Source organism: Nonomuraea sp. SBT364, from assembly GCF_001083785.1.
Taxonomy (GTDB): domain Bacteria; phylum Actinomycetota; class Actinomycetes; order Streptosporangiales; family Streptosporangiaceae; genus Nonomuraea.
Genome location: NZ_LAVL01000001.1, coordinates 63,952 through 76,740, shown reverse-complemented (window position 1 = coordinate 76,740; position 12,789 = coordinate 63,952). Strand labels below are relative to the sequence as shown.

Annotated in this window: 11 protein-coding genes; 4 read left to right on the top strand and 7 right to left on the bottom strand. The window is 69.6% G+C overall.

The window, feature by feature from the left end:
- The first annotated feature begins 77 nt into the window (after positions 1-77).
- The 4 genes from ADY59_RS49465 to ADY59_RS00385 all read left to right on the top strand — a co-directional run bounded on the left by ADY59_RS49465 (position 78) and on the right by ADY59_RS00385 (position 3,742).
- Positions 78-308, top strand: coding sequence for a hypothetical protein (locus ADY59_RS49465; protein WP_156325203.1), 231 nt, complete (start codon positions 78-80; stop codon positions 306-308).
- Positions 305-619 carry a hypothetical protein gene (locus tag ADY59_RS49460; protein ID WP_156325202.1) on the top strand — a complete coding sequence of 105 codons (315 nt, stop codon included), beginning with the start codon at positions 305-307 and terminating at the stop codon, positions 617-619. The genes ADY59_RS49465 and ADY59_RS49460 overlap by 4 nt, the downstream gene beginning before the upstream one ends.
- A 194-nt stretch (positions 620-813) precedes the next feature.
- Positions 814-2,514 (top strand): S8 family serine peptidase, encoded by a 1,701-nt coding sequence (locus ADY59_RS00390; RefSeq protein ID WP_197093357.1) that lies wholly within the window; start codon positions 814-816, stop codon positions 2,512-2,514.
- Positions 2,515-3,334: 820 nt separating this feature from the next.
- Complete coding sequence (locus ADY59_RS00385; protein ID WP_049556283.1) at positions 3,335-3,742, top strand: hypothetical protein; 408 nt, start codon at positions 3,335-3,337, stop codon at positions 3,740-3,742.
- Between the two features lie 123 nt (positions 3,743-3,865).
- Here the strand turns inward: ADY59_RS00385 and ADY59_RS00380 are convergent, their stop codons facing one another.
- The 7 genes from ADY59_RS00380 to ADY59_RS00350 all read right to left on the bottom strand — a co-directional run bounded on the left by ADY59_RS00380 (position 3,866) and on the right by ADY59_RS00350 (position 12,704).
- Positions 3,866-5,569 (bottom strand): CBM35 domain-containing protein, encoded by a 1,704-nt coding sequence (locus tag ADY59_RS00380; RefSeq protein ID WP_053174319.1) that lies wholly within the window; start codon positions 5,567-5,569, stop codon positions 3,866-3,868.
- Between the two features lies 1 nt (position 5,570).
- Entirely contained in the window at positions 5,571-7,481 is a 1,911-nt protein-coding gene (locus ADY59_RS00375; protein ID WP_049556282.1) for a glycoside hydrolase family 127 protein, read from the bottom strand.
- Between the two features lie 17 nt (positions 7,482-7,498).
- Entirely contained in the window at positions 7,499-8,308 is an 810-nt protein-coding gene (locus tag ADY59_RS00370) for a carbohydrate ABC transporter permease (RefSeq protein ID WP_049556281.1), read from the bottom strand.
- Positions 8,305-9,240 (bottom strand): carbohydrate ABC transporter permease, encoded by a 936-nt coding sequence (locus ADY59_RS00365; RefSeq protein ID WP_049556279.1) that lies wholly within the window; start codon positions 9,238-9,240, stop codon positions 8,305-8,307. Before ADY59_RS00365 ends, ADY59_RS00370 begins: the two co-directional genes overlap by 4 nt.
- 11 nt (positions 9,241-9,251) lie before the next feature.
- Complete coding sequence (locus ADY59_RS00360) at positions 9,252-10,505, bottom strand: sugar ABC transporter substrate-binding protein (RefSeq protein ID WP_156325200.1); 1,254 nt, start codon at positions 10,503-10,505, stop codon at positions 9,252-9,254.
- A 65-nt stretch (positions 10,506-10,570) separates the two neighbouring features.
- On the bottom strand, positions 10,571-11,593 hold the full coding sequence (locus ADY59_RS00355) for a LacI family DNA-binding transcriptional regulator (protein ID WP_049556275.1): 1,023 nt from the start codon (positions 11,591-11,593) through the stop codon (positions 10,571-10,573).
- A gap of 244 nt (positions 11,594-11,837) precedes the next feature.
- On the bottom strand, positions 11,838-12,704 hold the full coding sequence (locus ADY59_RS00350) for an NmrA family NAD(P)-binding protein (protein WP_049556273.1): 867 nt from the start codon (positions 12,702-12,704) through the stop codon (positions 11,838-11,840).
- Positions 12,705-12,789 lie beyond the last annotated feature (85 nt).

Below are 12,789 nucleotides of genomic sequence, written 5' to 3'. Positions count from 1 at the left end.
CTGAAGCGAAAATGGTGCGAATAGCCATGCAAACACCCACATCCCGGAGTGCGTCCGGCAGGTCAGATGCTGACCCGGTGCTGTCCCAAGAATCACCTCAGGACCGGAGTCGCGCTCTTCTCGAGAACCTCAACGATTGGTTGCAGGTTACCGCTCCCCGGGAGCCGCAGATCAGCCGCATCATCCCGGTGGTGTGCGAGGCTCTGCAGCTCTACCGTGCCGGCCAATACCAGGCATCGATGGACCAGTCGCAAAAGGCGATGGACATACTGGAACGCGTCGGCTATCCGGTTCCCGCGCCACGATGAGCGAAGCCACAGACGCGTCCGGATCGGGTCAGGATCCGTCCGGACGCGTTCCGCACCTCATCGGCGGCAAGGATCCCGCCCTTGGCGCTCAGCTTGCCGAGGTCCTTTCCGCTGATCCGGAAGTAGAGGTCGTACGCGAACTGGGGAGCCGAAATGCGCCGAGCCTGTTCGTCGTGGAGACGTCCCCCGTGCACGCGGAAGAGCTGCGCGAGCTCCTGGGACCACAGGTCACCATCGAGCGGGATCTGCCATTGAACCCGCTCGAGCGTGGCCCCGACATCAGACATCCTCAGGAAGGCACATCGCCGTGAGCGACAACAAAGGAAAGTCCGACAAAGAGAAACCGAAATCCCCGGCCCGCGGGCGGGCGAAGCCGTCCTCACAGCCTCACCAGGTAGAGGTGGCGGCTCGCCCTCAGCGGTACATGGTCGCCGCTCTGCCGCCGACGCAGCTGATGGCGATGGGCGTCAGCATGCCTCCTCTCAGCCCCGCCACCGTACTGGGCATGCTCGAGAACGACCCGCGTGTGGAAGTACGGCGCCGCCTGGTGTCATCGCGGGTAACGCCCTTCAGCTCGGCCGGCGCGCTCGTACCGGAGATTCTGGTCGCTGATATGGACATCGAGCACGCCAAGGTCCTGCGCCGATCCCTCCCGCAGGTGCGCATCGAACGGGACCGGCCGCTCACCTACGCCAGGGCGACGCCGGTGCCGAAACAACCTGCCACCGCCGGATTCGTGCAGCCGCTGAGCCAGCAATCCGCCTTCGGCTTTCTCGTCCAGGATGCCGACGCGGAGCCGTTCCCGGGCGTGACCATCACGGTCACGGGAAGCCGGGGCTACGCCCAGGGAATCACCGGACGCGACGGACGAGCTACGGTGACGCTGATCGGGGAAGCCCCGGAAATGGTCCAGTCGGTGTTGTTCGACCCGCCCTCCGGCCACTGGAACCTGAAGCTGGACCTGCCTGCCCTCGAGCTCGGCCGCGACAACGTGGCCAGGCTGAGGAAGCTGTCCGACGTCTTTCCCGATTTCCCGGAGCAGCAGATTTTCGGGTGGGGTCAGCGGGCGATGTCGCTGGATCGAGTAGCCCCGACCATGCGCGGGAAGGGCGTCAAGATCGCCATCATCGACTCGGGCGCCGACACCAGCCATCCCGACCTTCGCGGCCAGATAACCCAGGGCGTTGATCTCGTCGACGCCGCCGACAACGGCTGGACCGTCGACACGGTACGGCACGGCTCGCACTGCGGCGGGGTCATCACGGGAGCCGACAATGGCGTGGGCATCCTCGGCTTCGCCACCGAAGCCGAGGTACACGCCTGCAAGATATTTCCGGGCGGCTGGTTCAGCGACCTCATCGTGGCGCTCGACTACTGCATCGCCCAGCAGATCGATGTCGTCAACCTCAGCCTGGGCACCCTGGAGCCGGGCGCCTTCGTCGAGGACAAGATCAACGAAGCACGCGAGGCAGGTGTGGCGTGCATCGTGGCCGCCGGCAACACCGGAGGCCCGGTCAACTTCCCCGGCACCTTGCCGACGGTCCTGACCGTGGCAGCCGTCGGCAGGCTCGACACCTACCATCCTGAGAGCTCTCATGGCGGAGAGGCTCTGGGGCCGGCGACCCAGGATGGCTTCTTCGCCGCGAAATTCAGTTGCCATGGTCCTGAGATCGATGTGTGCGCGCCGGGCGTGGCGATTCTCTCGTCTGTGCCGGACGGCGGCTACGCGGCCTGGGACGGAACCTCGATGGCGGCTCCTCACGTCGCCGGCCTGGCCGCTCTTGTGCTCGCCCACCGCCAGGAGTTCCTCGACGAGTTCCGAGGCCGCGACGCGCGCCGGGTGGACCGGCTGTTCGAGATTCTCAGAGCGAGTTGCACGAAACTCGACCTCGGCGACCCGCATCGGACCGGTGCCGGGATACCGGATGCCCTGCGCGCTCTGGGGCCTGTCGTCACCGGCCTGACACCGCCGGTCGACGTCCGTGTGCTCCTGGAACAACTCATCGCCGCCTTCGGCTCGACCGGGCAGGCCATGGCCCCGCCCGTGTCACCGCAGTCAGGAGAACTCGCCGCCTTCACGCCTTCGAGAACTCTCCCGTCGCGCGCCGCCGCGAACGGCGTGGGCGTGCGTAGCGCGTTGACGCGTCTGAACGAAGAGATGTACGCCGCGGGACTCGCCGGTCGCGCCCCCGACCCGCTCGATTAGCCCTGCGACGAGGAGGAATCCGCGGCGAATTCTCGCGCTCTTGCTCTCACGCGATGCTTTCGGGAGGGGACTCTGCATCGGCCATGGAGGTGCCGGGTGGAAAAGGAATGCCGATCCGGTCGGAACCTCGATTGAATTTCATTTTGCCGGACCCCGCTTGACGATCTCCAATGGCAGGACGCTTAATCAAGAGAAAGGACATTTCGGTCTCCACAATTCATCGAGTCTCTCGTTCGGCTCGTGAAGACAGGGAGCGTGATGCGGACATGTCGAATCTCCGTCAGTGCCATCGCGGCGCGATGGTGATACTGTCAGGCATTCTCTCGGTAGCGGGCATTCCGCCGAGCGCGGCGTCCGCCGAGTATGCGGCTCATACGTCTTCCCCGCTCAGGCCGGCCGACTGCTACGTCAATGTGGGCAGTCCTCCCTACGGGGCGGGAGGACAGAACACCGGGGGTTACCCCCCGCGGTACCGGTACGGCGACAGCCCGTATCTGGGAGTCCTCTACGACTCATGCGCCGGCACCATCAAGGTGTACTACGGAGGATATACCTCGACCCATTACAACATCGGCGGGTACGGAAAGCAGCGCGATGTGCCCGGTGGCGCGAGGCGGGTGACCACCTTCCGCGTCTCAGGCTCCGATCCGCGAGCCTACGGAATCACGGTCCAAGCCTGCAATCGAGGCAGCTGGGGAGGCCGGTCCAAGTGCACCCGCCTGTCGCCCGTCGTCTGGATCCAGGTCAACGCGGAAGTCGTGAGGTGAGTGAACACACCCAAGGCGCGTACCGCCGAACTCCTTGAAGAGGAGGGGTAACGATGGAGATCAGGAAAAAGGCATGTGCGGCGCTCACGGCCACCGCGATCGCCACTCTGACCGCCGGCGGCGTCGTGACCGAGACGAAATCGGCCGCCCCGCTGTCGTGGCACTCAGGATGGTTCGTCAAGGAGATGTGCTACAAGGACGCCCGCTCGTTCGCCACCAGCGCTCTGAACCAGCACGGCTACCGCACGGCATACACGCCGCCGAATGCCGTTCTCGGCAGCAACGGCACCACCATGGTGGAGGTGTCGTACGCTCCGGCGCAGACAAGCTACAACCCCGGGAGCTTCTCCAGGATTCATTTCACGGTGACGGCGATATCGAATTCCTCCAGCTCCGCGGAGCACGCTCGGAATCGGGTTCGCGAACGCATCGTCAACAAACGCTACTTCGACCATTGCTGATGAGTCGAAGCCGGGCTCCGGAACCTCGCGGCCATCGAGAAGATGAGGAAGAAGCCGGTGACCGGGCGGGCTCGCCGCCGTTGCGAAGGCGCGAGCCCACCCGGGCGGACCATCCGCTTGCTGTCAGGTGAGCTGGATGTAGTCCAGTTCGGCGTAACCGGTGCCGCCCGCGAAGAACGGCGAGCCCTTGGCCAGGCGAATCACGTTGTACCCGGCGCGCAGGCTGACGGTCGTGCTGACCGTGGCGCCGAACTGGCCCCAGGCGGCCGTCGGCGGGTAGCTGACCGTGCTCCAGGCGCCGCCGTTGTAGGCCAGGCCCTGGGTCGCGGTCGCGCCGGTGGCGTTGGCGTAGCCGATCGTCATCGTGTACGCGCGGGCCGCGGGAACGTTGACCACGAAGTCGACATAGCTGTCGGTGCGCGGGGTGCCGGAGTTGTCGATGCGGCCGACGTATCCGCCGCCGGACGCGCTCGTGCTGCTCAGCCGCTGGGCGCGGAAGACCGAGGCGTTCTCGGCCTCGTAACGCTGCTGGTAGGCGGGCACGCCGGAGGCGGGTTCCACGACGAGCTGGTAGGCGCTGGTCGCCACCATGTCCGGCACGGAGACGCTGAGCCGGCCGTCGCTGATCGTGCGGGTGCCGGCGGAGACGGTGGTGGGGGCGGTCACGGCGGTGAAGCGGCCCCTGGAGGGGGTGGACAGGAGCGTGACGCGGACGCTGGAGCCGAGCGCGCCGAGGCCGGTCAGGTTCACCGTGTTGGTGCCGGCCTCGTCACCGAACACGACGTTGACGATCTTGCGGGTGGGGTCGTAGGAGGCGAAGCCGTCCAGGCCGCTCTGGCCTCCCGGCGTGGTGCTGACCATGTTGCCGGCCATGTCGCCGTACCACTTGTACAGCCACCAGGTGCCCGTCGGCTGGTTGTTGTTCACGACCAGGCCGTTCATGGTGCCGTACTCGTACCAGAAGGCCCGGTGGGCCGACTCGACGCCGCCGCGCTCCAGCTTGGCGACGTAGCCGGCGATCCGGCCGGGCACGTCCACCTCGGCGGGGGCGGCGTACTCGTTGATGGAGATGCGGCGCGGGCTGATGCCCAGCGACGCCTCCAGGTTGCGGTAGTCGGCGATGTCGCCGGCGATCCTGGCCGGGTTCTCCAGCTCGTGCCAGCAGATGATGTCGGGCAGGGTGCCGGTGTCCCGGGCGCGGATGAGGAACGACTGCATCCAGGAGCGGTTGTAGACGGCCGTGCTCGGGCCGACGATCGGGGTCTGCGCGTCGAGCGCGCGGACGGCCCGGTAGGTACGCACCCAGCCGTCGTTGAAGCCGCCCGCGGCGGCGGTGTTCCAGGTCCAGTCGGGCTCGTTCCACAGCTCCCAGCCGATGACGTTGGTCACGGTGGTGGCGTTGAGCCGGGCGCGGACCATGGTGTCCACCTTGGCCAGCCAGTCGTTCCAGCTCACCCACCGGTAGGGGAAGTCGGGGTAGATGTCCGGCATCCGGATGTACTGGCCCGCCCCGACGCGGGTGGCCTGCGGGGCGATCAGAAGGGAGTCGCCGCCCGGGGGCTGGCCGTTGGGCTTCTGGCCGACGCCGGGGGCGGGCTGCGTCAGCGAGTTCACCTTGAGGGGCAGCAGCGTGGAGTCGGCGGGGCGGGAGTTCTCCGCCAGGCCGTACAGCCCGCCGGAGGCGGCGTGGGTGACGGGGCGGATCGGCTGGCCGACGTTGACGGTGAGCGTGGCGCCGGCGGCTGCGGTGGCGGCGGGCGAGGCGGCCGTTGTGGAGGCAGTGGCGGTTGTGAGCGCTAACAGGAGCGCTCGGACGCGTGGACGCATGTCACTCTCCTTCTGGGTGGGGGGTGGAGACGGGCAGCCAGACGCGCATGCCCGTCGGGCCCCGCTGAGCCCAGGAGCGGTAGGGCCGCAGCGGGAGATTGAGCCATCCGGCGTCGCCCTCAGGGGCCGCCCGATGGGGCAGATAGGGCCAGGCTCCCCGCGGGTGGGCGGGGAGCAGGGCGCGGACGAGGGTCGTGTCGTCACCGTCCTTGAGCCCGGCGCGGGTGTCGATCACGAGGGCGTCGAGCGCGGCGGGATCGGGCAGGTCGCGGGACTCGGCGCAGAGGACCTCGGGCCCGCGTTCGACGGCGACGCAGCCGCGTACCGCGTCGATGCGTGGGTCGGGCCAGGTGAAGCGGGGCGCCACCGGCAGGTCGAGCGTAATGATCTCCCCCGCGCGGAAGGCCCGCCGGATCTCGGCCACACCTGGGGTGACCTCGCGGGTGCGGCCTTCGTCGGTCAGGGTGGCCCCGGCGGCCCAGGCGGGGACGCGCAGGGTCAGCGTCCAGGGCGCCGCGGCGTCGGAGGCGATCCGCACGCGGACGGTCCCGGTCCGCGGGTAGCCGGTCTCGACCTCCACGGCCGCCTGCCGGCCGCCGTCCGGGAGCTCGGCGCTGATCGCGCAGGGGACGTACTGGTGGAGCTGGAGGCCGTCGTCGTCGCCGGTGGCGAGGTAGCCGTGCAGGGAGGCCAGGGTGCGGGCGACGTTGGTGGGGCAGCAGGAGACGTCGAACCAGGCGGCCCGGGTGCCGCCTTCGGCGCGCGGGCTCACCTCGTCCGGGTCGGCGGACGTGCCGGGCGTGCGCTGGTGGAGGGGGTTGGCGTAGAAGAAGGCCCGGCCGTCGGGGCTCGGCGAGGCGGCGATGACGTTGTAGAGCGTGCGCTCGATCAGGTCGGCGTAGCGCGCGTTCCCGGTGGCCAGCAGGAGCCGCCAGGACACCATGATCGAGGCGACGCCGGCGCAGGTCTCGCAGTAGGCCCGGTCCGGCGGCAGCTCCCAGTCCTCGCCGAAGCCCTCGTCCTGGTGCCGCGAGCCCATGCCGCCGGTGATGTACGTGCGGCGCGCGACCGAGCGCTCCCACTGCCGTTCCACCGCGTGCAGCAACTCGTCGTCACTGCGCTCGACCGCCACGTCCACGGCGGCAGCGGTGAGGTAGAGGGCCCGGACGGCGTGGCCGCGCCACACCTGCGCCTGCCTGATGGGGATGTCGTCCTGGAAGTAGGCGCGGCCGAGCGGGATGTCACGAAGCGTCCCGTGACCGCGCCGGTCGAGGAACAGGCGGGCCTGCTCGACATAGCGGTCCTCGCCCAGGGCGCGGCCCAGCTCGGCCAGGCCGACCTCGATCTCCGGATGGCCGCAGATCCCGGCCCGGCCGTCGGCGCCGAAGGTGCGGCAGACGTGGTCGGCGGCCCGGCGCGCGACGCGTACCAGGTCGTCCTCGCCGTGCGTGCGCAGCCGGGCGACGGCGGCCTGGAGCAGGTGGCCGGTGTTGTAGAGCTCGTGCCCGTTCTCCAGATCGCTGTAGCGGGACGGCTGGTCGCCGTGCCCGAAACAGGTGTTCAGATAGCCGTCCGGGTCCTGGGCGCGGGCGACGCGGGCCGTGAGCCGCTTGATCGCGGCCTCGGCCTCCGGGGCGCCGGTCCGCGCGGCCTCCCAGGCAAGGGCTTCCAGCAGCTTGTAGACCTCGGAGTCGGAGAACGGCCAGCCGGGCCGGTCGGGGCCGGTGCTCCCGGCCGCCACCCGGTCGAAGTTGGCCAGCCAGCCGAGGCGCTCCATCCACGCTTCGCAGTGGGCGAGCGTGGCCGTCGCGTTCACGGCCTGCCGCTCGTGCCAGAAGCCGCCGGTGAGGGACACCCGGGCGAGCCCGAGCGGGCGCACCCGGCCGCGGGTGGGCAGCACAGGGCTGCTCATAGGGCGAAACCTTTCTGTCAGTCCTTCACGGCGCCCGCGGTGACCCCGGCGGCGATGTAGCGCTGCGCGAGGATCAGCAGGAAGGCCGCGGGGATGGACGCGATCACGGCGGTCGCCATGATCGAGTTCCATTGCGTGGTGTTGTTGCCGATGTAGCGGAAGATGCTGAGCGTGATGGGGATGACGTCGCTGTTGCGGTTGAGCGTCGAGGCGAAGATGAAGTCCGACCAGGCCCACAGGAACGTGAACAGCGACACGGTGATCGCCGAGTTGCGGCTCAGCGGCAGGATGATCGAGCGGAACGTCCGCCACGTGCTCGCCCCGTCGATCTGCGCCGCCGACAGCAGCTCACCCGGGATGCCCGCCATGAACGCCCGGAACAGCAGCACCCCGAACGGCACGGCGAGCGTCGAGTCGGCCACGATGAGCCCGGGGACGGTGTTGAGCAGGCCGAGCCTGATGTAGATCGCGTAGAAGCCCATGGCCATGACGACCGCGGGGATCATCTGCGCGACCAGCAGCAGGAAGTCGATCGCCCGGCCGCCGCGCGGGCGGAGCTTGGCCAGCGCGTAGCCGGCGGGCAGGGAGACCGCCAGCGTGAGCACGACCGTGCCGAGCCCGATGAACAGGCTGGTGGCCAGGGCCGGCAGTTGCTGGCCGAAGGCCGCGGCGTACCCCTCGAACGTGGGGTTCCAGGGGAACCAGTGAGGCGGGTCGGCCCGCATGTCGCTCGTCCGGGTGAGCGAGACGTTGACCATCCAGTAGACCGGGAAGAGCATCACGGCCACCAGGACGACGCCGAGCGCGGTCTTCCACCGGGTCCTCATGACCGCTCCTCCCCGCGTTGCAGGCGTACGTGCACGAGCCCGGCGGCGAAGGCGATGAGGATGAGCAGGTTGCCGACCGCCGCCGCGGGAGAGAAGTCGGGCTGCCCGGTGCCGAACGCCTCCCGGTAGGACCAGATCGCCAGGGTCGTCGAGGCGTCGGCCGGGCCGCCCCTGGTCATGATCCAGATGATGTCGACGACCTTGAGCGTGTAGATCAGGCCGAGCAGCAGCGTGATCGCCGACACCGGGCGCAGCAGCGGGAACGTGATGCGCCAGAACTGCTGCCAGGCGGTCGCGCCGTCCAGCCCGGCGGCCTCGTACAGGGGTGCCGGGATGTTCTGCAGCCCCGCGTACAGGATGACCAGGTTGAACGGGATGCCGAGCCAGATGTTGGCGATCGTGACCGCCAGCAGCGAGGTGTCCGGCGAGGTCAGCCAATTGATCTGGCCGATCCCGAACGCCTGCAGGGCCGCGTTGACGATCCCGTTCTCGCTGTTGAGCATCCACGACCACGTCGAGGCGGACACGATCAGCGGCAGCAGCCACGGCACCAGGAACATCGCGCGCAGCACCGCCGACAGCCGGAAGCTCCGGTGGAAGAAGACCGCCAGGGCCAGGCCGAGCGCGTACTGCACGGCGATGGAGCCGAGCGTGAACAGTGCCGTGTTGCCCAGCGCGCGCAGGAACGCGTCGTCGGAAAGGATCTTGGCGTAGCTCTCCAGGCCGGTGAACTCCGGGTTGCCCTGGATGAAGGCGCGGGGCGTGTAGTCGTGGAGACTGAGCTCGATGTTGCGGTAGAGCGGATAGGCGTAGAACAGCAGCAGGTAGACGATCAGCGGCGCGAGGAAGGCCGGTGTCGTCCACCGGAGGGGCCGCCGCGCCGCCCGGTGCGCGGGGGGCGAGAGCACCCCGGCCGTGCGAGTTGCACCCATGGAGTTTCCGATCAGTCGCCGGTGGCCTGCTCGACCTGCGCCTGGGCGTCCTTGAGCGCGTCGGCCGGGCTCGCCGCGCCACTCAGCGCCTTCTGCACGCCGGTCCACAGGGCCTCGGAGATCTTGGGGTAGTCAGTCCCGAGGTTGTCACTGGTACGGCCCTTGGCCGACTGCACCGCCGTCACCCACGGCTTCAGGCTCGGCTCCTTGGCCAGGATCGCCTGCTGGCCGTCGGCGGTGGAGGGGATGTAGTACGCGAAGGTCGTGCCGGTCTCGACCAGTCCCTCCGGCGTGGTCATGCACTCCAGGATCTTCTTGGTGACGGCGTACCGCTGGGTGTCCTTCTGCACCGGGACGGTGATGAACTCGCCGCCCGTGGGCGTGGGCGCGGTCCCGCCGTCCTTGCCGGGGATCTGCACGATGCCCGTCGGGAAGTCCGCCTCGGCGGCACTGTTGATCTGCCAGGTGCCGTTCTCGGCGAAGGCGAACTCGCCGGTCAGGAACTCCTCCCAGGTGGTGTTCTGGGAGTTGCTGATGACCGAGTTGGGCGCGAGCCCGTCCTTGAGCCAGGAGCTCCACAGTTGGAGGGCCTCGACGGCCTGCGGCGAGTCGAGCTGGGTGAGCTGCGCTCCGGCGCCCCAGAACCAGGGCAGGAACTGGAACGAGCCCTCCTCGGTGCCGATCGCGGCGAACGTGATCGGCTTCTTGCCCGCGGCCTTGACCTTCTTCAGGGCCGCGTCCAGCGACGCCCAGTCCTTGATCGTCGCGGGATCCACGCCCGCGTCGTCGAGGATCTTCTTGTTGTAGTAGAGGGCGAGCGTGTTGGCGCCGATGGGGATGCCGTACGTATTGCCGTCCAGCTCGCCGGCGGCGACGAGGTTCTTGTCGAACCGGTTCACCTCAAGGCCGAAGTCGGCCATCGCGGTCAGCATGCCGGCGTCCGCCAGGGTCGAGACGGCCGGGTTGTCGAGGAGGATGACGTCGGGCGCGTTGCCCTCCTGGCCGGCCAGCAGGGCCTGGTTGGTCAGCGCGGTGGTGTCGTAGGCGGTGCGCTCGATGGTGACGCCGGCCTCCTGCCCGCAGGCGCCCACCCGCTTGGCCCACGCGGAGCTCGAATCATGCTGCGGGTACGGGTCCCACCAGGTGTAGGCGCCGCCCTCGGTCCCGGCGGCGCTCGTGCCGCCCTGCGGCGGCGTGGAGGCACAGGCGGCCAGCGCCAGAGCGGCGGCACCGAGCAGGGTGGCCTTCGCGGACGGGTGTTTCATCCGATTCTCCATTGTTAGCGCTCACATTGATTGCTGTGGAACGGGCAGGGCTGTCTTCCCCGGGGTCAGCGGGGGAGCGGGGGTGCGGTACTGCCGGGCGAGGCCAGTTCGGGAGAGATGAAGCGCACGACGAACGGCTCCTCGTGCGCCGCCTGGGACTCCACGCGGCGCACGAGGTGGCGCACCGCCATGGCGCCCAGGCGGTCGGGCGCGCTCTCGATGTGGGAGTAGGGCAGGGAGAACGTCGCGGCGAACTCGGCGGAATAGCGCCCGATGACCGACAGGTCCTCGGGCACCCGCAGCCCCCGCGCATGGGTCACGGAGGGCAGCGCGGCCGCGGCCGCCTCATTGTTGATCAGCAGGCCGGTGGCTTCGGGATGGATGTCGAGCAGGTGGTTGAGCAGGCGTCCCACGGCCGGCTGCCGGGACTCGCCGTAGACGGCGTGCAGGACGACGCCGCGCTGGCGGGCGCGTTCGAGCGCGGCGTCGCGCAGGCGCCACACGTACGCGCCGCCCCGCTCCACCACGTGCTCGGGCTGCGAGACGAGGATGAGCTCACGGTGGCCGAGCCGGTGCAGGTGGTCGACCATGAGCCGGCCGGCCTCCTCGAAGTCGAGGTCGAACACGTCCAGCCCCGAACAGTCGCCGGGCAGGCCCACCAGCGCGCCCGGCTGCGGCGCGGCCCGCAGGATGGGCAGGCGGGCGTCGTCGTGCGCGATGTTCATCAGCACCACGCCGTCCACCATCCGCGAGTCGGTGACGCGGCGCAGCGCCCGCACCCCGTCGGCCTCCGTGACCAGCAGCGTGTCGTAGCCCAGGTCGCGGGCGGTGTTCGTGACCCCCAGGATGTACTGCATCATCGCGGGCGCGAACTCGTCCTCGTGGAACTGGGCGAGCAGGCCGAGGACCTTGGTCTGGGCGGTGGCCAGCGCGCGGGCGCCCGCGTTCGGCGTGTACGCCAGGGCCTCGGCCGCCGCCAGCACCCGCTGCCGGACCTCCTCCGAGATGCGGCGCTTGCCGGACAGCGCGTACGACGCCGTGCTGCGGCTGACCCCGGCCTCCCGGGCCACGTCCCCGATCGTCGCCACTCCCACCTCCAAAGTTTCGAACCGGTTCGACAGATGTGCCGGGATCGCTCCATGGCAGGCCAAGATCGGCAGGTGTCCGGCTGTGCGCGATGCACTTGGTCTCGGCGTCGGTGGCGAACCGGTTCAACGATGTCCTAGACGATCGCTCCTCCGGGAGGAACCCGTCAAGGCCGACGGTTACGGGCGATATCGAATCGTGACCTGCGGCCGTACGCCTGCTGCGCCGGCGGCAGCCGGTGCGCCGTCAGGAGGCGGTCTTCACCAGCCGGCGCAGCGTCTCGCCCAGCTCGGTCGCGCACGTGACCCGCCTGTCGCCACCGGGCCGGAGGATGCCGCGCCCCTCGGCGTCGTACAGGGCGGCGAGCTCCTCGGCGAACTCGGGCGGGACTCCGGCCCGCGCCATCAGACCGGCCCATTCCGGCCGCGGGACGGTGACCACCTCCAGCGGCCTGCCGAGCACGTTCCCCAGCTCCTCGGCCACCTGCCGCTCGGTGTAGTGATGGCCGTCCAGGCCGATGACCTCCTCGACCGGGGACGGCGCCGACAGCGCCTCGGCGACCACCGCGCCGACGTCGCGCGTCGCGACCATCGGGGTGGGCACGTCGGCCGAGTCGGCGAAGACCGGATAGACGCCGAGCTCGCGGGCGGCGCCGAGCACGGTCTCGACCTTCTCCTGGAAGTGCGGCGGCCGGATCGCGGTCAGGGTCACGCCCGTCTTCCGCAGCCGGTTCTCCAGGTGGTGGAGCCAGCGGATCGGGCCCGTGCCCTCGGCCAGCTCCGCCCCGATCGACGAGAGCATGACCACGTGCGGGACCCCGCTGCCGAGCACCGCTCCGGCGATCGAGTCGGCCAGCCGCCGGTGGCCGGCGTCGGCGTCGGCCAGTGCCGGGTCGGTCGGCAGCATGACGAACGCCGCGCGGCAGCCGCGGAACGCCTCCGCGAGCGCCGCCCTGTCGCCGAAGTCCGCGACGGCGATCTCGGCGCCGGCCCGCGACCAGGCTGCGCCCTTGGCCTCGTCGCGGACCACGGCCCGCACCGCTGCTCCCCTGGCCAGAAGTTCCCGGGCCGCCGCGCCGCCGACGTGGCCTGTCACTCCGGTTATCGCGTACATCAGATTCCTTCCCGGTGATCCGTCGAGGTGAGTCACCACTCAGTAAAAGCGCCCGCGGAAAGACGATCCATATTCCGTCCGCTCG